At 43.0% G+C, this 22,681-nt stretch carries 16 protein-coding genes; 4 read left to right on the top strand and 12 right to left on the bottom strand.

Annotated features, from left to right (window positions below):
- Positions 1–24: 24 nt before the first annotated feature.
- On the top strand, positions 25–2,139 hold the full coding sequence (locus tag FHS68_RS03255) for an acylase (protein WP_167267169.1): 2,115 nt from the start codon (positions 25–27) through the stop codon (positions 2,137–2,139).
- Here the strand turns inward: FHS68_RS03255 and FHS68_RS03260 are convergent, their stop codons facing one another.
- Together FHS68_RS03260 and FHS68_RS03265 are read right to left on the bottom strand one after the other, a co-directional pair.
- Positions 2,140–3,666 (bottom strand): malate:quinone oxidoreductase, encoded by a 1,527-nt coding sequence (locus tag FHS68_RS03260; RefSeq protein WP_167267171.1) that lies wholly within the window; start codon positions 3,664–3,666, stop codon positions 2,140–2,142.
- Between the two features lie 241 nt (positions 3,667–3,907).
- Positions 3,908–4,516 carry a collagen-like triple helix repeat-containing protein gene (locus FHS68_RS03265; RefSeq protein WP_167267173.1) on the bottom strand — a complete coding sequence of 203 codons (609 nt, stop codon included), beginning with the start codon at positions 4,514–4,516 and terminating at the stop codon, positions 3,908–3,910.
- 382 nt (positions 4,517–4,898) lie between these two features.
- Between FHS68_RS03265 and porU2 (FHS68_RS03270) the strand changes: the two genes are divergently transcribed.
- Both porU2 (FHS68_RS03270) and porU2 (FHS68_RS03275) read left to right on the top strand, forming a co-directional pair.
- Positions 4,899–7,943 (top strand): putative type IX secretion system sortase PorU2, encoded by a 3,045-nt coding sequence (porU2, locus tag FHS68_RS03270; protein ID WP_167267174.1) that lies wholly within the window; start codon positions 4,899–4,901, stop codon positions 7,941–7,943.
- A 70-nt stretch (positions 7,944–8,013) separates the two neighbouring features.
- A complete protein-coding gene (porU2, locus tag FHS68_RS03275; RefSeq protein ID WP_167267176.1) occupies positions 8,014–11,337 on the top strand; it encodes a putative type IX secretion system sortase PorU2 in 3,324 nt (1,107 codons plus the stop codon).
- A gap of 14 nt (positions 11,338–11,351) precedes the next feature.
- On the opposite strand, the gene FHS68_RS03280 is transcribed toward porU2 (FHS68_RS03275), so the two are convergent.
- The 7 genes from FHS68_RS03280 to gcvT all read right to left on the bottom strand — a co-directional run bounded on the left by FHS68_RS03280 (position 11,352) and on the right by gcvT (position 18,959).
- Positions 11,352–13,139 (bottom strand): asparagine synthase-related protein, encoded by a 1,788-nt coding sequence (locus FHS68_RS03280; protein WP_167267177.1) that lies wholly within the window; start codon positions 13,137–13,139, stop codon positions 11,352–11,354.
- Positions 13,140–13,333: 194 nt separating this feature from the next.
- On the bottom strand, positions 13,334–13,483 hold the full coding sequence (locus tag FHS68_RS03285; protein ID WP_167267179.1) for a lasso RiPP family leader peptide-containing protein: 150 nt from the start codon (positions 13,481–13,483) through the stop codon (positions 13,334–13,336).
- A 130-nt stretch (positions 13,484–13,613) separates the two neighbouring features.
- The gene (locus tag FHS68_RS03290; RefSeq protein WP_167267181.1) at positions 13,614–14,333 is read right to left on the bottom strand and encodes a hypothetical protein; all 720 of its coding nucleotides are present in this window, start codon (positions 14,331–14,333) and stop codon (positions 13,614–13,616) included.
- Between the two features lie 41 nt (positions 14,334–14,374).
- Positions 14,375–15,025, bottom strand: a complete 651-nt coding sequence (locus tag FHS68_RS03295) for a uridine kinase family protein (protein ID WP_167267182.1) — start codon at positions 15,023–15,025, stop codon at positions 14,375–14,377.
- Between the two features lie 97 nt (positions 15,026–15,122).
- Positions 15,123–17,108, bottom strand: coding sequence for a hypothetical protein (locus FHS68_RS03300; RefSeq protein WP_167267184.1), 1,986 nt, complete (start codon positions 17,106–17,108; stop codon positions 15,123–15,125).
- A 22-nt stretch (positions 17,109–17,130) separates the two neighbouring features.
- Complete coding sequence (locus FHS68_RS03305) at positions 17,131–17,841, bottom strand: 2-phosphosulfolactate phosphatase (RefSeq protein ID WP_167267185.1); 711 nt, start codon at positions 17,839–17,841, stop codon at positions 17,131–17,133.
- A 35-nt stretch (positions 17,842–17,876) separates the two neighbouring features.
- Entirely contained in the window at positions 17,877–18,959 is a 1,083-nt protein-coding gene (gene gcvT / locus FHS68_RS03310; protein ID WP_167267187.1) for a glycine cleavage system aminomethyltransferase GcvT, read from the bottom strand.
- A gap of 158 nt (positions 18,960–19,117) precedes the next feature.
- Between gcvT and FHS68_RS03315 the strand changes: the two genes are divergently transcribed.
- Positions 19,118–20,287 (top strand): FG-GAP repeat domain-containing protein, encoded by a 1,170-nt coding sequence (locus tag FHS68_RS03315; protein WP_167267189.1) that lies wholly within the window; start codon positions 19,118–19,120, stop codon positions 20,285–20,287.
- Between the two features lie 71 nt (positions 20,288–20,358).
- On the opposite strand, the gene FHS68_RS03320 is transcribed toward FHS68_RS03315, so the two are convergent.
- The 3 genes from FHS68_RS03320 to FHS68_RS03330 all read right to left on the bottom strand — a co-directional run bounded on the left by FHS68_RS03320 (position 20,359) and on the right by FHS68_RS03330 (position 22,652).
- The gene (locus FHS68_RS03320; RefSeq protein WP_167267191.1) at positions 20,359–21,039 is read right to left on the bottom strand and encodes a zinc metallopeptidase; all 681 of its coding nucleotides are present in this window, start codon (positions 21,037–21,039) and stop codon (positions 20,359–20,361) included.
- Between the two features lie 7 nt (positions 21,040–21,046).
- The gene (gene rfaE2 / locus FHS68_RS03325) at positions 21,047–21,535 is read right to left on the bottom strand and encodes a D-glycero-beta-D-manno-heptose 1-phosphate adenylyltransferase (protein WP_208408149.1); all 489 of its coding nucleotides are present in this window, start codon (positions 21,533–21,535) and stop codon (positions 21,047–21,049) included.
- An 82-nt stretch (positions 21,536–21,617) separates the two neighbouring features.
- Complete coding sequence (locus tag FHS68_RS03330; RefSeq protein ID WP_167267192.1) at positions 21,618–22,652, bottom strand: lysylphosphatidylglycerol synthase transmembrane domain-containing protein; 1,035 nt, start codon at positions 22,650–22,652, stop codon at positions 21,618–21,620.
- Between the last annotated feature and the right edge of the window lie 29 nt (positions 22,653–22,681).

Below are 22,681 nucleotides of genomic sequence, written 5' to 3' on the forward strand. Positions count from 1 at the left end.
GCGAATAAATTACTATTCGCTCCTATGATTAGATACAGATTGCTTCTCACGTTTCTGTTTATACTTCTCAACCCGGATCAGGGTTATAGCCAGCAGAAGGCATCTTACAAGCAAGCTGAAATTCTCTGGGATACCTGGGGAATTCCTCACATTTATGCCAAAAATGAAGAAAGCCTTTTTTATGCTTATGGCTGGGCACAGGCACAAAATCATGGCGATCTGGTTTTAAAGTTATATGGGCAGGCGAGGGGAAAAGGCGCAGAATATTGGGGTGAAAAATATGCCGAATCCGATCGGTGGGTACTGCTTAACGATATTTTCGAGCGTGCCGGTGAATGGAATGTAAAGCAGAAACCGGCAATGCGAAAGAACCTGGATGCTTTTGCAAAGGGCATCAATGATTATGCGAAGGAGAATCCCGGAAAAATCAGTGAAGAGGTGAGAGCCGTGCTACCTGTTTCTGCGCAAGATGTGATTGCCAATGTGCAAAGGGTAACCCATTTTGTTTTTCTGGCACCTTCTTCCAAAGTGGCCGCTGCACTAGCCGCACAGGGAGAAAAGAACGGCTCCAACGCCTGGGCGGTGGGTCCCAAAAAATCGGCAAGCGGAAATACGTTGCTGCTCACCAATCCACATTTACCCTGGACCGACCTTTATACTTACTTTGAAGCTCAGCTTGTTGCACCTGGAATCAATGCTTATGGTATATCCAGAATGGGTTTCCCCGTCCTGACCATGGCATTTAATGATGTCGCAGGATATTCGCAGACTGTGAATACCAACGATGGACAGGATTTTTTTGAATTGAAGGAGAAAGACGGCGGGTATCTCTGGGATGGTAAGGTGACTCCATTTGAAACAAAAGAAAAGATCCTCAAAATAAAGCAGCCAGACGGCACCCTGTCCGAGGAGAAAATGGTGGCCAGGCGATCGATACATGGTCCGGTTGTAAGTGAGAAAGGTGGCAGAACGATTGCCATGAAGATAGCCGGGCTGGATCAATATGGCATTTTTGAGCAATATCTGGAAATGTGTAAGGCCAGGGATTTCGAAGCTTTTAATGCAGCGGTCAGCAAGTTGCAGATCCCCATGTATACCTTAATGTTTGCTGATAATCAGGGTAATATATTCAATCTTTTTAATGGCGAAGTCCCAATGCGGCCAAAAGGTGACTGGAAATTTTGGTCAGGCATTGTGCCTGGTGACACTTCCGCCACGCTCTGGACCAAAACACATCCGTATAAGGATTTGCCAAAAGTACTCAATCCGACCACAGGCTGGCTGCAAAACACCAATGAACCACCCTGGACAGCCACCTGGCCGATCGTAAACGAACCGGCTGATTTTCCCTCTTACATTGCGCCGCCACTCAGCATGTCATTCCGGACGATCGGTTCAGTGAAAATGCTTATGAATGCTGAAAAAATTACATTGGACGATTTCATTGCCATGAAACTATCCACAAAAATGGAATTGGCAGATCACATTCTCGATGACTTGATTGCCGCAGCTGGGTCTTCTGAAAATGTTGAGTCAAAAGAAGCTGCGAAAGTGCTGGCGAGTTGGGATCGCCAGACGGAAACGACAAGCAAAGGCGCTTTTTTGTTCGATCAGTTCGTTAGAAAATGGGTGGGCGGGGCAGGTAAGCTGGGCACATTGGGTACTGAGTCGACCATGTTTGCCACGCCATGGATCCCAAGTGACCCTGTAAATACGCCAAAAGGCATAGCAGATAAGGATTGGGCGGTTAAAGCTTTGGCTGAAACTGCTTTGGAGGTTAAACAAAAGTATGGTGTTGTGGACGTTCCCTGGGGTGACGTATTTCGCTTCCGGATTGGTGACGTGGATGTGCCGGGGAATGGCGGATCGGGTTTTATGGGTGTCTTTCGGACAATGACATTAACTCCTACAAATGATGGCAAATTTGCTCCATCCCACGGAGAAACTTACGTAGCGGCGATTGAATTTTCGAAACCTTTGAAAGCAAAAGCGCTGACTAGTTATGGCAACGCTTCTCAACCAGGCTCCAAGCATCATTCGGACCAGTTGCCATTATTATCTCAAAAAAAGCTCCGCCCCGTCTGGTTTACCAGGAAAGAAGCGGAGGCAAATTTGGAAGAAAAGACGGTTTTTAAATGATCAGGCTGTTATTCCTTCTTCCAAATGCGAAGCATTCAATTGCAGGACATCCGTAGTCCACGCTCTTGTTTTCGCGGCCAGATCCTCGTTTGCAGAAAGCGGTGAACCAAATGATGGAATGATTTTCCGGAAACCATCCTGCCATTCATCGGTTTTGGCTTCCTTAAAGCAGCGATGAATGAGGTCTATCATAATTGATACGGAGGTGGAAGCGCCGGGAGATGCTCCAAGTAAGGCCGCCAATGAGCCATCTGCTGCGGTAACCATTTCCGTCCCGAATTCCAGGACACCGCCTTCTTTTTTATCTTTTTTAATTACTTGAACACGCTGACCGGCTTTTTCAAGCTCCCAATCTTCGAGACGCGCTTCTGGCAAATACTCCTTTAATGCTTCCAGGCGATCTTCAGGCGATTGACGCACCTGGTCGATCAGGTATTTGGTTAAAGGAATATTGTGAATTCCCGCCGCCAGCATGGGCTTAATGTTGTTTAGCTTGATAGACGACGGCAGATCCAGGTAAGAGCCATTTTTTAAAAACTTAGTTGAGAAACCTGCGTATGGACCAAACAGTAATGCTTTTTTCCCATCAATCACCCTGGTATCAAGGTGCGGGACCGACATGGGCGGTGAGCCTACGGATGCCTTGCCATATACTTTTGCCTGATGTTGTTCAATGATTTCGGGTTTATTACAAACGAGCCACTGGCCGCTTACCGGAAAACCGCCGAAGCCTTTTCCTTCAGGGATATTTGATTTTTCAAGTAGCAGGAGAGAGCCACCACCTGCACCGATAAAAACAAATTTTGTCTTGACGTCACGAGATCTGTTGGTCTCCCTGTTTTTAACTTCGATCGTCCATGAGCTGTCGCTATTGCGTGAAAGATCCGATACTTCGTGGTTCAGGCAAAGATTAACGCCGTTCTGTTTTTCAAGATAGTCGAACATGTATTTTGTCAACATACCAAAATTAACATCCGTCCCTAACTGCATTCTCGTAGCCGCAACCTTTTCTTCCGGATCACGGCCGGTCATCACTAATGGTACCCAATTATTAATTACTTCTTTGTCCTCGGTGTATTCCATCCCACGGAAAAGGTGATGGCTGCTAAGTGCTTCAAATCGCTTATGGAGATACTCAACATTTTCATTTCCCCAAACAAAGCTCATGTGGGGAATGTTGTGGATAAATGTATCAGGGGAATCAATGATCTCGTTTTCAACCAGGTAAGCCCAAAATTCCTTGGAAACCTCAAATGACTCTGCTATTTGAATTGCTTTTTTAATCTCGACAGATCCGTCAGGGAGTTGGGGTGTATAGTTTAATTCACAAAAGGCGGAATGTCCGGTTCCCGCATTATTCCAGGGATCGGAACTTTCGGCTGTTACACGGTCTAACCTTTCAAAAATTGAAATGGACATGCTGGGATTCAACTTTTTCAGCAGGACACCTAGTGTTGCGCTCATGATACCGGCTCCAATCAGAACGACATCGGGTGTGCCGGTTTTTGAAGACTTTTTGGTTTTCATTACAAAAGAAGTAAATATGTGAATCGGGTTTAAACCCGGAATAGTACAAGATGTATGTGCATAACAGCGTATATAGCACTGTTTGTTTCGAAAATAGTATAATCTGTAAAAATAAAAGCCAAGCCGGTTTCAAGTTCTTGGCAGGGGGCAATTAAAACCTTTTTAGTTGCAAGATTTGGGGATGGGCACAAAAAAAGGGTACGGTTTGCAAAACATCCGTACCCTTTTAGATAAAGCTTTTTTAAATATCAGCCTCGATAACATCAGATTCTTTGAGGCCGAACGCTTTTACAACCTCTTCATAATTGTTCAAGTTTACACCGGCGTTAGCCCGGAAGGACTTACTTGGAATAATCACGGCGCGTATTCTCTGGAATTCCCGCTCCGGGGCAGTAGGCTGATCCTCTGACCAGCTAACCGGCCTAATGTCAACAAAGAACTGATTTCTTCGGAGAAGTGTAACAAAATTGAATGTAGTAACCTTGTTGTCCGGAAATTCAACACGGCCCGGAATAGCCCACCAAAAATTTTGGCTTTGGATGAATACGATCACGACACTTCTTGCCAATGCCGCTGTGTCGGCAGCCGATAGGTTGTTTTTTCCTATTGTGTAACCTCCATTTGTGCTCTTAACCGGTCCGGCGGTGATCAATTCTCTGGCTCCAAGCGCATCTATGCCGGCTACTCCTGTGTCACCTTTCGCACCTGGGGCGCCCGGTGTTCCCGGTGCTCCTGCCGAACCGGCTGGTCCCGCAACACCCGCTGGACCCGTTTTACCTTCTGGGCCTTCGCAGCTTAGTGATACACCAACGATACCAATCCAAGCAATCACAATTAGTTTTTTAAGCATAGCTGTTATAGATTAAGTTAAAATGTTAAGAAATAGCTTTTGCAAATAAACAGCGAATATTATAAATACGTAAAGGCATTTCGTAAAATCCTTCGAATCCATTGTAATTATCGTGTAAATAGCTTCTCCAATCCAAAAAACCATAAAAAATTATACCTGAAACTCAATGAGCACAATTTTCCAGGCGCAATTTGGCTTATTGAAAGATATTCTATACCTGATTATGCAGCGGAAATTTGCTAGCTCATTGAAGATGTTGTAATTTCATTCCGAAAAACCTGAATTACTATCAGTTCTATCCACTTTCGTCATATCCCCCCACCCAGGAGCTTTTAAAGCTTCTTCATGAATTTCAAACACTATATCAAATTCTTATAAACTTATGAGATCTAAAAATTTTACAAAAAAACTTTTCCTTGTTTTATCACTCACTATCCTTGGGCTAGGTGGATTAAAGGCGCAAATATTTAGCGGAACGTATGCAAATGATTGGCTCGAAGGCAAGTACAGTCAGCCTTGGGTAAGTATAAAAGCAGGAGCGATACCATTGGGAGCACCCGCTGATAATGCATACACACGTTTTAAGGGAATTTATCGAGTGGCAATGAACTCAGCATCACTGCCCGCTGCAATCAAGAATGCGGATAAATCATTCCTTCAGCTTTGGCACAGAGGAAAGCAGGTGGCCCTTATTAAAGCGGATGATACAGAAATCCTTTTTTATGCGGTACCTAACGATGGGTCATCTGACGCTTGGTTTTTCAGGCCGATGAGCGACCGTGTGAACCCTTATTACAGTTACTTTTCGGATGAAAGTACTTACTTTCTGACAGTGGGAGCGTCGGCCGGCGACAGGGCGGCTCAGGTAACGGTGAATGATGCTGGTGCTACAGTAGTGGACAACCACACAAGATTTGACAATAAATTTTTCGTCAATGAATACTCACACGCCGTATATTATCCCCTAAGGCCTGTGGATATAAACAGTTTTTATGAGGATGGAAAGAGTAAGACTGGTGCCAGATTGACCGATAATGCGGCTAACAGAATTTATACTACCAATGGCGGCGCGGCTAATGCAGAAACATTTTCTTTACAGGTCGTAAATAAGTTCGGTGCTGACAAGGCACAAGTGCAAGGGTTGATTCAGGGAAGATCCTATTTCCCATCAGGTGGCGGGACGAGAAAAATCAGAATATATGCCGGAAAAGATAAAGACAATCTTATTGAGCGGACCAGTGTAAACATTGCAGGCTTTTCCTACTCTACTTTTTCATTTGATTTGGAACCCGGAGATGTCGATCCAACTACCGGAGCAGGCGTTTTAGGTTTCAGCACCGATGCAGCCCCTGAGACTGTGGGTGCTAATACGGTTTATGACACATATTCTGTTTCCTACTATAACGTCATTTACAAGCAAGGTTTCAATATGCAGGGCCAGACATCTACGGAGTTCGGTTTTGCGGCTGCTTCTGCCAGTACCCTGAATAAAGTTGTTATCGCCAATCCACCGGCAAATGTCAAATTTTACGACATATCGGATCCTGATAAGCCACGGATCATCAATGGTACTGCGACCAACTTGCAGTTTTCCAGAATTAACAATCTGCCATTGACAATGTTGGCTACGAGCTTAACGCCAACTACGGTGGGCGATACGAAGATAGCGACCGCGAATTTTGTAGATCTCAATCCTGCGTCGTTCAACTATCTGATTGTAACAAATGCTACTTTGGAAGCGGCTGCCGAGGAATTTAGGAAATATCGCATGGATGATTCGCCGGGAGTAAAATATAAGGCCGGTGTTTTCAAAATCAAGGATATTTACAACCAGTTTAATTATGGCGAGCCAAGTCCAATAGCTATCAGGCGCTTTGTTGATTTCATGATTTCTGATAATGATAAGGAAAAGTATCTGCTATTGATGGGCAAAGTGGTTGCGAGAAATGACAGGTCAAAAAGAGAAATGCCTGATGAGGTGCCAACCGTTGGCTATCCTAGCTCAGACAATCTGCTTGTGGAAGGTTTGAAGGGACAGTTGCAGGACGTGATGACGATCCCTGTAGGAAGGGTTCCTGCAATTAACTACACACAGGCTCACGGGTATCTTGAAAAGGTGAAGACTTATGAAGCTGCCTCCGCAGGCCTGGCCTGGAGACGGAAAATAATGCATATTGCCGGCGGGAAATCTGAATTTGAGATTGGCCTACACTCTGGAAACTTAAACAATGCCAGAGACAATAGCGGTCTAGCCACAACTTTCAACGGAACTGTTGAGTCTCATCTAAAACCCGCAGCCCAAGCCGCTATAATTCCTGTAGACCTTGATATTACCGCCGCTATTAATGCGGGTGTTGGCATGATCACCTATTTTGGCCATAGCGCGCCTTACCAGACTGATTACAATTTCGGATATGTTTCAGACGCTGCCAAGGGTTACGCCAATTCGACCAAATATGCAATTATGTTTTATAACGGTTGTGATATCCTTAACATATTCAGTAATAATGATGCAGAAACGGTGAATGATCCAACGTCAAGGCCTCAATCTGTAGACTGGCTTTTAAACCCTAACAAAGGGGCTGTCGCTGTTTTTGGAAATTCATTCTCGGGTTATAATGAGAGCTGTAATGAATACCTTCAGGAGCTCTATCCACAAATTTTCGGTAAAACGGATAGTCAGCGCGCTACTATTGGTAACATTCTTCGCGCAACGTCATACGAAACGAAAATCAATCCAGGTAATTTTAGGATGGCCGGAGGGGATCTGAGAACTGCCGCTGCTGCTTACAGTAAAAGACAAGCCCAATTAAATCAAACGGTTTTGATTGGCGATCCGGCATTGAAAATCCTGATCAGCGCCGAAGGCGGTTTACCTGTCGAGCTAGTTTCTTTTGAGGCCAAGATCCGGAATGCCAATTCGGTTGAGGTAACCTGGACAACGAGTTCAGAGAAGGATAACAGCCATTTCATTGTCGAGAGAAGTTACAATGCAAAAAACTTTGAAGAAGTTGGAACCGTAGAAGGAAAAGGAGACTCGGAGTCATTAAGCTCTTACGCCTGGAATGATAACAAGCCGCTGTCGGGCAAGAGCTATTATCGCCTTGTACAAGTCGATCGCAGTAAAGGTGAAAATGGGAAAACTATTGACGGGAAGAAGACTAGTTCCAGAATTGTTTCTGTTGACAGGCCTTTCTCCAGTTCTCTGATCATTTCTCCAAACCCTGCAATGGACCGTGCTGAGATAAAGCTTGATTTACCGGTTGAAATGAAGAGCTGGAAATTACTTGATCTCGGTGGACGTGTGGTGCGTAAAGGATTGACCGGAAAATCAATCAATACGGCTGACCTTTCGGCAGGAGAATATGTGCTGGAAGTTGTTACCGTGAACGATGACAAGTATTCCAAAAAATTATACAAAAAATAGGTAGGTAAACAATATGGGGGGTGTAGAAAGCATTTACTTACTATACCCCCAATTTTTAAAATAAAGTACAATGAATTATCGACACACTCTTTATTGGATCAAAGTTCTAATAATCGTCTTAACCGCTAATTTATCTCACGGGCAGACGACCACATCTTACACCAACAGCTGGATCAATTATAGTCAGCCTTATGTGAAGGTTTTGGTAAATACCAAAGGAATCCACAAGTTACCTTTCTCAGTACTACCCGCAGGTTTTCCCATATCCCAACCAGCCAAGCTTCAAATTTGGCGCTATGGTAAACAGGTTGCGATCTCAATCATCAACAACGAGATTTATTTTTATGGAACACCCAATGAGGGAGCTCGTGATTCCCTCTTGTACAGGCCATATAGTTCCAGAATGAACCCGTATTTTAGTCTTTTTTCAGATGAAGCAGCATACTTTTTAACCGTATCTGATTCAAAATCAATTCGCATCGAGACAGTTAGCAAAGCTGTGAGTAATGCTGTACCTGCTCTTGCCTATCATAGTAATAAAGATGTAGCCTTATTCAAAACAGATTACTCCCTGAGTACGAGAAATCCAGTACGCCCTCACTTCTTTAACAGTTATTATGAACATGGCGCTAGTGGGACGGGTCCAGCCATTGTTAAGAACAAACTTGCAACCTATCCCATTCAGTTAACTGGAGCTGTTAATGTTTCAGCTGTTAAACCGAGAGTCAAATTATTGATTCATGGGCGGAGTAATAATCAGCGAAGTGTTGAAATATATTTCGGTAAAACCGAGCAAGCGTTACGATTAGTTACCAAGCTTGCAAATAAGGATTTTGAAGGGTCTGAATTTGAATTTGATTTACTTCCAGGCGATTTAGATGCTAGTAATAAAGGAGTTTTATCTCTCAAATCGGAAAACTCAGAACAATATGAGCGATTTTCCCTTGCCTATTTTACAGTAACCTACCCACAGACGTTGTCGATGCAATCCAAAAAGTCGTATGAATTTTCGTTGGATGCTGGCAAGGAAGCAGTTAGCAGAATCAACCTGGCAGGAGTTGCTGCCAATTCAGCAGTTTATGATATTACAGATACTTTAAAAATTATCTCTGGCGATCCTGCAAATCTTATGGTTCCCCGAAAGCCTGGCAAAGCGTTAAAGTTATTTGTCAGCGGTGAAGTAATTAACATTGCAGCTACGCGGTTGAGTACGGTTAACTTCAAGCCTTATGAACCCGAAAAGGCAAATTTTATCATGGTTACCAGTGAAAGTCTGCTTACATCTGCTCAAACGTATGCAGATTACCGTGCCTCTGCAGAGGGTGGGAGGCATAAGGTACTTCTTGCCGACATCAGGGATCTATATAATCAATTTAACTATGGTGAGCCCAGTCCATTGGGGATAAGACAATTTGTTGATTTCATGCTCTCAGATGGGAATAAAAATAAATATTTGTTTCTGGTAGGCAGGTCGATAACCTTCCTGGAAAGGATGAAGAGAGAGTTACCTGACGAGGTTCCGACCATTGGATTTCCTGGTTCAGACGTATTGCTAGTTGCGGGTTTGGCAGGGGCATCTCAGGACAATTCGGCAATACCAGTCGGCAGGCTGGCTGCGATGAACAAAGATAACGTTCTTGCATACCTCCAAAAAGTGAAGGATTATGAACATGCCAAGGTCGATGACCTTGGTTGGAGAAAGCGGGTTTTACACATTAATGGAGGAAAATCCGCCTCTGAAATAACCCAACTTAAAAATTTATTGGAAAGTCTTAGGCCTACTGTTGAGAATGGGATAGTTGGCGGTGAATTAAGGGCTTTTGTAAAGCAGCAAGCAATGGCTGAAAAGGAGGAAGTTAACATTACCCCGGAGGTCAATGATGGTGTTGGAATGATTACCTACTTTGGTCACGGAGGTGCAGATGTAACAGATTTAGATATTGGATACATTACTGAGGTAGCACGTGGTTATAATAATGTCGGCAAATATCCCTTCATGTATTTCAATGGATGTAGTGTTGGAAATGTGTTCAGCGCAAGATATAATATGAGTCCAAGCGCAGGTTCTGATAGGGTACCCTTGTCTTTGGACTGGATGATCTCACCCAATAGGGGTGCCATAGCCTTCATTGCTAACTCCTTTGAGGGTTTTGTTAGTCCGCTAACAACCTATCTTAATGGCCTGTATGAAGGTATGTTCAAAGACGAGGCGACATCTAATCAAGCAATTGGAAGGATTCAAATGTCGACAGCGTCCAAAATTATTCAGGCTGGCGCTAGCGGTTACGATATAGCAAACATTCACCAGTCATTGCTTCAAGGTGATCCAAGCCTGAGATTAGTAAGCGTTGCCAATCCTGACTACACGATCGATGCAGATGAAGGGGTATTTTTGCAATCGGAATCGAAAAACCAATCTATCGAGAATTCGATTAATCTGACAACCTCTGTAATTTTTTCAAATGCAGGGAAATATATCAAGGATCAAAAGATACCGATTGTATTTAAGTATGAGTACAAAGACGGGAGTGAATTAGTATTTAAGGAATCAGTAGCAGCGGTGCCGAATGTAGATACCTTGGTGTTTGTACGACCTAATAAGAAAAATTTAGTGAGGTTGACTGTAAAAGTTGACCCGGACAGTACACTTACCGAGCTTTCCCGCAGCAATAATACGTCGGAACTTATTGTCGATTGGGAAGTAGCCAAGCGGCAATCCCTATACCCCTCTGAGCCAATCAAAGACCTGATTGCGCCGGTTATGGTGGTAACATTAGACACCAGATATATTAGGAATATGGATCAGGTGTCATCCAATCCTTTGATCGAAGTGGATTTGCAGGATGACAGGCTGCTGACCAAGGATTCCTTGATGGTTAACATCTTCTTAAAGTCATGTGAAGATAATTCCTGTGATTTTATCCGGGTGAATTATAAAAATGCAATCGAAATCTTGTCAACCTCTGATAGATCTTTGCGGTTTACTTTTCAATCAGCCGAATTAAAGCCGGGGATTTATGAATTGTTAGTCAATGCTCAGGACGCATCGAAAAATTTCGTTGTAACTCCTTACAGAATTACTTTTAGAATTCCTGAAACCGATATTCAGAAAAGTGTTTTTACGGTAAGCCCCAATCCCGCATCCGACTTTGTCCGGTTTGCTCTACAAACACTAGGAAAGCAAGACTTTCAATCGGTCGACTGGAAGATATTTAGTGCTGATGGAAAACTTCTTGATTTCGGAACCCAGGAAATGGGTAAGACAGGATTAAAAGATTGGTATTGGTTTCCAAAAGCTACAATTAACTCAGGGGTATACATTTATCAGCTTAAATTAAGCGGATCAAATATTTCTGAAAAAGTGATTTCCGGTAGGGTCGCGTTAAGCAGGTAATAATTTTACGCTGATTAGGCTTCTTCAGGGAAGTATAAGTTATTGTCTGCTAGCCATTTGAGCCATATTGCGAACGAAATAGTCCTGAATACAAAAAACTCACTTCGTGAGTGCTTGTATTCAGGCAAGGCATCGTTTGAGAGGATCTTCAGAAATAGGTCAAATTTCTCTTTATTGACAAATTCCCACACAGGATTTTCGGGTACTTTCATAAGGTCAGCTGATTGCTTCGCAAGACGCAATGCAGCTTCTCGGCCGTAGAGGCTAAAGTTTGCTTTTACTGGTCTCAATCGTACCGTTTCAGGTAAAATGCCCTTCATCGCCTCTCTGAAATGTGTTCGTCCCAAACCCTCCCCGAATTTTGATCGCATCGATATAGACATGCAAAATTCAAAAAGGTCTTTATCGTATAAGGGATAAAGGTTCTCGACACCATAGTGGTTTGACAATGCAAAAAACTCCTCACTCGCGACGATGGACTGGGCATTGAAGACATCGTCAAAAGCTATTTTATATTTCTCAGGCAGACTTTCTCTCAAAAGATTTGTTGATCGTTTGCTTGTTTCTGATGTTGTTGTAGTATTGAAGTTGCTCAAAAGCACCGAGGATGGTAAGTATTTAGACGGGAACACCCGGTTGCCAAACGCAATTAAGCCTTTTTTTAAAAAATGCCACAATGAAACATTCATGGTCGTCGAGGCGGACCATAGTAATTTGAGCGTATTTTTGATTGAAAGTTTTCGCGTATCAGAAAAAAACTGGTTGACGATTAAATTCCTGGTATACAGTTTCGTTTTCGTTTTTTCGTCATAAGAATCCCATTGGCGAAAGGCCCTATGCAAGGTTGCATAGCGGGCTCTTAATGGAATCAATTCCTTCAGTTCGTCCCAATCGCGTATTGCATAGGTCTGCTTGATATGTTCTAGTCCGCTGCCTACGAGAGAGTCACCACCATGTCCATTTAAAAGTGAGGCGCAGCCTAGTTCAGCCGCCTTTTCCAGCAAACTGCCCTGTGCGGACGGGCTAATTACCATGCATTCAGGATGTCCATATAGCCCAGTGTATTGAGATATGAGCTCGAAATCGTTCTGTAATGGAATAACATTGTGATGGGTAGATCGGATTTCGTCTGCTACTGTTGAGGCATACGAAGACTCGTCGGAATACTTGGTTCTTGTATCTAAATACAAGGTATGTAGCTTTGATTCTGGTTTGAATATTTTTACAGCAGCGCTGATTGAGGATGAATCCATACCACCGCTGAGATGGGAACCGAATGGTTCACTCGTATTCTTGAGTGACTTCTCAACAGACTTTAAAAAATAATTTCTGAACACTTCCCCTGCTTCTTCCGGCGATCGAATTTTATCCCACTTTTCTGGTGAGAAGGTTACATATGGATTTGAGTGCACGCCTACCGGGCTTACAACTGCCATGTGACCTGGTAAGACGGTTTTGATGTGCTTGTAGAAGCTATTGGAAGAGTAACTTCTGGACTGATCTTGTCGGTAGCTAAGATAGTTGCCAATTCGGGATCTGTCTAGTTTCAGATAGGGTTTCGAAATTGGCATGGTGACCAGGGACACCAAACTAGTTGAAAATGCTACAAATGAGCCTGGAACGTGAAGATAATAAAGTGGCACCGTACCAAAAATATCCCGTCGCAGATAAAGCAAATTGCTTTCTTCACTAAACCAGGCACCCCATTTGAAACCAGCCAGAATGTTTTCGTCGGCTGGTTTTGACAAAAGATCAGTGGATACTGGATCTGGTAAAATCTCTACCGATCCAGTATGTCTCAAAAAATTAGCTCCAATGATAAAACTATTCAAAGTTTTATCACTTGGAGCTAATTTACTAAGATCGAATCGACCTTTGTCCCAAACTATACTATGAGGACTATTCTCAACAACATTTTGAAAAATGCCATTAAAAACTATGACGCCCTCAACGATCACTTATGGAAAAGACAGTTATTCAACAAAAGATTAGACCTTTAATCTTCTGAAAAGTCAAAATCTCCGTCCAGATCTTCGGCGCTACCAGCTTTTCCTTTTGTCAATTTTGTTACGCTACCTAGCTTACTAAGCACTGGTTTACGATAAGACTTTTTTGTCTGTGTAGAGTGCGATGCCACTGTTCTCATTTTTGTTTGATTAGATGATTTGTACCAGTATCAGGTGTAAATTTAATCAGATAAATCTAATTTGCAAACTTTATTGTAGTCGAATATAAAAAAATCCAAGTTTCAAATTCTTTTTATTACTTTCCAAAAACTACTTATTGATGCCATATTCGATGATTTTCCTCACTTTTCTTGTTCCTGAATCTATTTTACCTGATCCTATGCATTCGTCGGTTTGGCAAAATTCAAAGGAAGTTTGACTATCAGAAATTAGTCCCACACCCAGTCCGTATTGTTTAATACCTACATATTTATTGATAATTGATGTATCCTGACGTTCAACTACTGTCAGAGACTGGGCAAAGCTTTGTTCTCCTATCGTTTCCGGAGCATTGATATTTTCATAATAATATTCCTCCGGATCCAGATTATTAAAGGTATTTCCATTCCATTTTAGATTCTGGTACGCTGGAAAAACAAGGGTTACAAAAGTTTGATTATCAATGTTGGTCAGTATTTTGTCAGGAAATTTTTGAACAGTAAACCGTTTCAATTTCTGCCAGTAATCTGTTGAACTGATTCGCGTCGAACGTGAAAATGTATAAGTTGATATCCCCTCAGCATTTTTCGAAACCGCTTCAATTTCATCTTTTTCCTGACCTACTTTAAGCAAAGGATCTTTCTTACCAGTAGAATAAATTTCTTCGCGAACATCATAAATCAGGTATCTCCCGACTTCCAAAGGGAAATAATCATTGCTTTTAACCGGCTCGGTAGATTTCTTTTCGCAGGAAAAGATGAGAGTCAAGCTTACACAGAAGAATGCCAGCTTCTTCACCCTGTTCAAATCAATGTGTGTAAATGTCTTCATGTGCTCAGTTTAGTATAGTGTTATCTCTCATTCAAAAATAGTTAAAGCGCTTTGTTTTTCCTCTCTTCCAGCTTACCTTTTAAAAAGCCGATCAAAACCTGTAGTCCGGTATCAAACCTCGAGTTATTGTTTATAACTACATCAGCGTCTGACCTGAGAGGTAAAATAAATTTATCATAAGTTGGGGCCACATGGTGCTCCCATCTATACAGAACGTCGTCAAGGTCATACCCGCGTTCATTATTATCACGAATAATCCTTCGTTTTATTTTAACGTGTTCCTTCGCATCAACAAAAATCTTCAGATCAATCAATCTGGAAATTTCAGGGAAATAGAAAACGAAAATTCCTTCTACAATAATAATGGGCCTGGGTTCGAAAATGAGGATCTCAGGCTTGATTAATGGATTGTTGAATGTGTACTCCTTTTGCTGAACTTCTCTCCCTGCCCTTAAAACGGCAATATGCTCGGCAAATAGATGGTGATCTATCGTCTCCGGCAGATCAAAATTTTCAACGCCGTTCTCGTCTTTAGGGATTTCGTGGATAGGTCGATAGTAATTGTCCTGGGAAATCCGGGTTATATCTTCCTTTGCAAATGCATCTATCAGACTTTTCATAAAAAAAGTCTTTCCCGATGCGCTTCCACCAGTTATGCCAACAATGTAAGGTGTTGTTTCCGAAGCTGTCATAATCAGAGATGAACCTATTTGCTAATTGTGAATCTTGATATTCAAATTATAACATCACTAGGGTGAGATATATTTATGAATGATTAACCGCAAACCATTAATTATCAACAGTAACAACCGCAGAACCCTTACCCGAGCCGCTCCCACAACCGCTTTTTAACGAGCTGATCTTATATTCTGTGGTGGATGTTGGCGAAACAGAAATCAAATAAGGATTGAGAAAAGTACCATTGATAGCAGTACCGTCCGACAACGTAAATGACCATGGCGGAAGGCCATTTTTGAATTTCAGTTGTATCCGCGTTGATCTTCCCGCTGTGACGGTTGCACGTCCTGATACTTCACCCACAGCTTTGTCTGGAGCGATCACATCAATTTCTTCAATCGCACTGGAAACGGCTGGTGACGAAGATATAATCCGGATTTTTTGTGTGCGGATCGTATCAGCTAATGCAGTTCCGGAAATTTTGACATTCATGGTTGTTGGCGTCACAGTGGTAGGTAAGGTCACAAAACGGCCCGATTTATCCGTGATTTGTACCACAAACTTATTCCCCTGATTGTAACGTCCCTCTGTTTTGTAAGGAATCTCAATGGTCGAACCTGAACAAACCAGGTTTTGAGGTAGTTTTTCCAAGGTTATACTGGCAGGAGCGCTTTTAACAGAAACTTTTGTTGATCCTGAAAATTTACCAACCCCACATAAGCCACCTGCCGAGGTGATCTGGTAGTTGGTGTCGTAAAGTGGTTTCACCTTGATTTTATATGGAGACTCCTGAATGTTATTTTCATAAGTGCCGTCGGATAAAAGCACAAACCAGGGACCGCCGCCTGCAAACTTTAATGATAACTCTCCGGTTTCATTTTCTCCCAGGCGCAGCGAATCCGTTTGCAAAACGGTTGTCGTGGGAGATACAATGGTTACGTTAGTTGTTTGACTTACTAGATACGGAGCCGAAGATGCGACCCGTAAACGGTATTCGCCGGGTTTGTAAGAGGCGGGGATTTCAGTATTAATGTAGCCGCTGGTGTCGGGAGAGGAAATTGTTTTGAAAGCGCCTGTTCTTTCTGCGATCTGAACCACAAAATGATTGCCTTCCTTATATTTTCCGGTCGCATTAAATGGAACCTGAAATGGCACCCCACTGCAAAGCTTGGCAATTTTTTCAACTTCCTTTAATTCTAGTTTCGGCTCGGGATTATTGTTGACATTCACAATCGCTTCTCCTGAGGTGACGCCACTCCCGCATGCATTAGAAATTCCCAGGAGCTTGTAAGCTTTGACATCTTTGGGCTTAACGGAAATATAATGTGGATTAGACAATGTTTGATATACAATCGTGCTATCCGACAACATAAAAGACCATGGAGCCGCGCCACTCAAATTGACCCGAAGATGCGCCTCCTGTCCAGGCATTATCCTTACAGATTGCGTACCATCAACAAACTCAATCCTTCCTGTTGGTGCCTGCAAAAGACGGATAGGCACTTCTTGACTTCTGACGACCGGTATTGAACTCACGATCTGTATGCGATATACTTCTCCTCCGATTTTGTAGGAAGGAATTACAGCTTTTACCGGGCTTTTTTTGACCGGAAGTGAAATAGGTACCGTCTTTCCAGTGGCATCTATCAATTGGGCTATAAAAGTATTGTCTTCATCAAATGGCCCCTCGGTTTTAAAAGGGATAGCAATGATAGTTCCAGGGCATACCGATAGATATGAAATGTCATCAACAATGATTTTGTAAGATCGGATACTGTCAGCAGCTGGTTTTGCAGATTTTTCGAGTCTGTCTTCTGCTTCTTTTTCCGTTAATGTGTCCTGAGATTGTTCATTTGTGCCAATTACATTTAAAGAATCAACATTGCCAGTGGTGTCTGTTTTTGGCGTCGTTGCCTGTACAGGTTTTTTCAAAACCGATGTATCCCGTTTGGAGGGAGTTGGCTGCTTCGCAGGCTTGGTTGTCTTCTTTTTTGGCGCCAGGATCTGCCTTCTTGGGGAGCTACTTTTTCTTTGGGCATTCACATGGCCGGAAATGAAAATCAGCCCAAAAACCATTAATATGAGGAATCTAAACATGTAGGATCGGTGGTTTTGTGTGTCAGTTCATTGCGACAAGCGTGCTGCCGCGCAAAATGGGTACAATGTCGTACAAATCGGTTTGTAAGCAATAAGAGATGTCTTTCTGAATTCCCAGTCGTTGCAGGCGTCTGACGTGTGATGAATTAGAAACGCTTGCCATCAGGTTTCCACGGCTTTGGTCAAAAAGCCTTTGTGCCATTAAAGTTCCGTCTTCCAGTAGCATAAACTGGTCTTTCAGCGCGTCCGCTAATGCGCCCGCAAAAAGGGTATCTTCAAGGTTTGGCCTTCCCTTCCAACCTGCACAAAGGACCAGTACATCGTAAGGCTCGGATCTCAGATGATTGGCGAGAGCACCCAGGTTCAAAAACGATCCGATCATGACCTTTACTGCGGATACCTTCGCTTTTGCGATAGAAAGCGTCCCATTTGTGGTAGTCATTGCGATCTGTGAACCGATGAGCCGTTCATTCATATAGCTGAATGGCGAGTTATCTAAATCAAAACCTTCTACTTTTCTGGCGTCACGTTCGGCAGCTGCAATAAAACCTTTGTCCTGCAAAAACTTACATTCCTCGATTGTTGCGACGGGAGTAATGCTTTTAACCCCGTATGCAAGGCCTGTCACCATACAGGAAGTGGCCCTGAAAACGTCTGCAACTACAACAATTGAATTATTTAGATTATGTAGATGAAGTAGATCAGGGGTAAGGCAAACATCAAGTTGTTTCATAAAATGAAATCGAAACGGAATAGGTTTTGTAGAGGTTAGTTTTTGACAAAAGGAAGTTTAACAGTTCTGGCTTTCAATAACTTATCTCGAACCTTAACATAAATTTCAGTATCAGGTTTGCTGTAAGCGATTGGCAGATATCCCATTCCAATACCTTTTTGAAGCGTCGGCGACTGCGTGCCTGATGTAACTTCTCCAATTTGGGCACCATCTGAATCGCATAGTTGGTAATGTCCTCTGGGAATTCCCCGATCGATCATTTCAAAACCTGTCAGCTTTCGTTTTAAACCTGCTTCTTTTTGTTTTTTGAGTTCTTCGGAATTGATAAATTCCTTTGTGAATTTGGTAACCCAACCCAATCCTGCTTCCAATGGGGAAGTTGTATCGCCTATATCATTTCCATAAAGACAAAAACCTTTTTCCAGTCTCAAAGTATCTCTGGCACCCAGGCCCACAGGTTTTATACCAAATTCTTCTCCTGCCCTGAAGATTTCAGCCCACATTTTCTCGGCGTCCTCATTTTTTACATATATCTCAAAACCACCAGCTCCTGTGTAGCCAGTCGCCGAAATAATGACATTCTCGATCGCTGCCATCTTGCCGATCTTGAATGTATAATATTCCATTGCCGGCAAATCAATATCGGTTAGTTTTTGCAACGTTGCTGTCGCATTAGGCCCTTGTACTGCAAAAAGGCAGAGGTCATCCGAAAGATTTTCCATCGGGACGCCTTCACTATTATTGCTCCGAATCCAATCCCAATCCTTTTCAATGTTGGAAGCATTCACAACAAGCATAAACTCTTCCGCATTGATGCGATATACGAGCAGATCGTCCACGACTCCTCCACTTGCATTCGGCAGATAACCGTATTGAACTTTGCCATCATACAAAGTAGAAGCATCATTGGAGGTTACTTTCTGGATTAAGTCCAACGCTTTCGGCCCTTTCAGGCTGAATTCGCCCATGTGCGAAACATCAAAAACGCCTACATTATTCCTTACAGCATGGTGCTCATCCAGGTCGGAGGTATAGCGGACAGGCATTTCAAAACCTGCAAAGGGTACCATTTTTGCGCCTAACCGGTTGTGAACTTGATGCAGCGGGACAGTTTTCATGTTGAATGAATTGATTCGAATTAATCTACAAAAGTATGCAAAGGCAGTCAAAGCCGCACAAAAAACTCTTCTTTCGGAATACGTGGTAAGATTTTGAAGTATATTGTGAAAAAATAGGTAAAAACGTTTATGACCTTTCACGAAGTAGAATTGACGATATGAGGACACCATTATTGCTTTTTATAGCTCTATTATCAACTGTAAAAACATTCTCCCAAACGGCAACATTCAATGGCGAAGTAATTGATGAAAAGATCAGCATTGGGTATGGTGTTGCCTCAGGTGACGTGGATGGAGACGGTAAAACGGATATTCTTTTAGCAGATAAGAAGGAAATCGTTTGGTATAAAAATCCTGGTAAAAGAGAGAAGCAGTGGATCAGGTATGTCATTGGAAAAGACCTTACCGAGCAGGATAATGTTTGCATCGCTGCCCGCGATATCGATGGCGATGGCAAAGTAGAAGTAGCAGTTGGAGCCGGCTGGAATCCCTCAGAAACAAAAAATCCCAAACAATCAGGCGCTGTCTTTTATATGGCGGCTCCGGATGACAGAACCCGACCCTGGGAACCAGTCCGCTTGCATCATGAAGTTACAATTCACAGAATGCAATGGGTAAAGAAGGCTGACGGCGCTTTTCAGCTTTCTGTACTGCCATTGCATGGTGAAGGAAATGTTGGCGGAGAGGGAGCTGGCGTGAAACTGATTGTTTTTGATGTTCCCGAAAAAAGAATAGGCATTTGGGGCTACGAATTGTTGGAAACCAATATGCATATGACGCATAATCTTCAACCCATGGAGGTGCCGGGGAGAATGCTGGGGCTTTCCGTTGCCGGAAAGGAAGGTGTGCAGGTATTCTTGAATGGAGCAGACGGTTGGGCACCTTCCGGAAATTGGATGGTGGCAGATAAAGGTGTAGGAGAGATCAGGACTGGAAGCCTTAGTAAAAACCAATTGTTTACAGCAACCATTGAACCCATGCACGGAAGTTCATTGGTCGTTTATTCAAAAGATAACAGAACCGTTTTAACAGAAAAGATCAAAGAAGGCCATGCACTCGCTTGCGCTGATTTCTTTGGACAGGGTAGAGATCAGATCGTGATGGGCTGGCGAAACCCGAATGTTACCGGAGAAACGGGGGTAAGGATTTATGTAGGCTCAGATGCAGAGGGGAAAAAGTGGCAGGAATATACCCTGGACGAAAAGATCAAAATCGCTTGTGAAGATCTCATTCCAACGGACCTGGATGGGGACGGAGACCTGGATATTATTGCCTCTGGCCGCTCAACTCATAATTTGGTTGTGTATTGGAATCAGAAGAAGAAATAGTTTATCAACCTGCGGAGTCAAAGGCGCTACTAATTGTCGGTAACGCCTTCGACTCCGCTCAGGTTGACAAGTTAATCTCTTCGGCCCATCAAAAGACTCACATAGTAAAGCAATGTTGCTAATGAACCAATCGCTGCAATGAGATAAGTCCGAGCAGCCCACTTCAATGCATCGGCAGACATAATGTACTCTTTCTCGTTCACGATCCTGTTTTTCTGAATCCAGGCAAGAGCCCTGTTACTTGCATCATACTCAACAGGCAATGTTATAAAGCTGAAAAGTGTAGTTGCTGCAAATAATGCAACGCCAATAGCCAAAGGAATAGCAGTTGTATTGATCAAAAAGATCCCTGCCAATATGACCCACTGCATATACTGCGAAGCAATGCTGAGGAAAGGCACCATTTGCGACCTGAATTGCAACCACTTATAAGCCGTCGCGTGTTGTACGGCATGTCCACATTCGTGAGATGCTACTGCCGCCGCAGCTACACTTCTTCCATGAAACACATCAGCACTAAGGTTAACCGTTTTATCCTTCGGATTGTAATGATCCGTTAACCTGCCTTCGACAGACAAAACTCTCACATCATAGATCCCGCTTTCCCTAAGCATCGTTTCCGCAATCTCCTTCCCACTCATTCCATTACTCAGCCCAACCTGAGAATATTCTTCAAACTTTTTTTTCAGACGCCATTGCACGTAAAAGCTAATCAGCATTACAAGGCCGGCAATCACATACGCTCCCATCATAGTCTTGTTATTTATATCCTTGTTTTATCTTTTCAATTAGCGCGGTAGTCGAATAGCCTTTTACAAGAGCGATCGTTTTTACCTCACCTCCATTACCCAAAACAAAATCCGCGCCAGCAATGTTTTCGACTGTATAATCATCTCCTTTGACCAAAATGTCAGGTTTTATTGCTTCAATCAACTGACTTGGCGTCGGTTCATCGAACAAAATGACAGCATCTATAAAAGATAACGCGGCCATCAGCCTTGCTCTTGCATATTCATTTACAACGGGCCTCAAAGGTCCTTTTAATCTGCTTACCGATGCATCGGTATTTAGCCCGAGAATGAGTCTGTCACCAAGCGCACGCGCTTTTTCAAGATAGTCAATGTGGCCCAAATGCACAATATCGAAACATCCATTAGTAAAAACCACTTTCTGTCCTGCGCGCTGCCAGTCTTCAACAGTCGGTATTGCTTCTTCCAGCCGGAGGATTTTGCTTTCTGTTATATTCATTATTAAAGCATTAGAGGATTTTGGAAAAATAATATGGTATCATACTAATTTTTCGCATTCGGAGACTATCAGAAATAAGGGATTAATTATCCGCAGATACTTGTGCGGGCTCACTAACTACTTTTTTGTTTTGTATTAAAACATATAAAAAAGCCAGAGCACCAATGAGCAGCATAAAAATCATCTGGGCACCATGAATGAAGGTAGCCAGGGTAATGCCATCATTTTGGGAGAGTCCGTAAAGTACCATCACATTCCCTACTAAAAGATGGTACGCCCCAATTCCACCCTGCGTTGGGGCCGTCATCCCGATGGCGCCTACAACTAGTAAGGTTAACCCTGCAAGAGGGCCGAGATTGGAAGTTTCGGGAATGCAGAAAAACAGCACGTAGGAAATGAGGTAGTAAAGCACCCAAATCATAATCGTGCTCAAAATGAACAATACGGGACTGCGCAGCCTGCGAACACTTAACAAACCTTCAAGCATTCCCTTCGCAAAAACGATAATCTTGTTAATGATCGCATTTTGCTGGAGCCTGTCTCGAAGGGCCAGATTTGTGTAAAGAATAAAAGCGATCGCAAGTACCACAACCAATCCGCCAACCAGGATCCCCAAAAGCATTCCGCTACCAGTGCCAGCGTTTCCGCCGGCCATTTTTGTTTGAAAAAAGTCAGTAAAAAAGGCACTTAACCTGTCGAATTCCAGAATGAAATTCAACCCGATCATGATCACGAGTATGATCACATCAAAAATCCTTTCAGCCACAACGGTACCGAAACTAAGGTTAACGGGGATTCTTTCCAGACGATAAAGCGTACCGCAACGGGTCACTTCACCCATTCTTGGTACAATATAGTTGGCAAAATAGCCAGTCAAAACGGAAACTGAGCTGTTGATAAGTTTGGGTTTGTGTCCGAGCGGCTCCATTAGCATTCCCCAGCGCCAGGCACGGGTAACGTGGGCGCAAATTAGAAAAAAGCAGGATACTGCTATCCAGCGCCAATCGGATTTTGCGAAACGGTCCAGCATTTCTGCCAAATTAATATCCTTGAAAACAAACCAGATTAATGCACCTGCGAGTACAAGGGATATGGTGTAACGCAAAACGTTTTTCATAGATTACTCCGAACTAATGTGCTGTATTA

The organism is Dyadobacter arcticus, from assembly GCF_011762185.1.
GTDB lineage: Bacteria > Bacteroidota > Bacteroidia > Cytophagales > Spirosomataceae > Dyadobacter > Dyadobacter arcticus.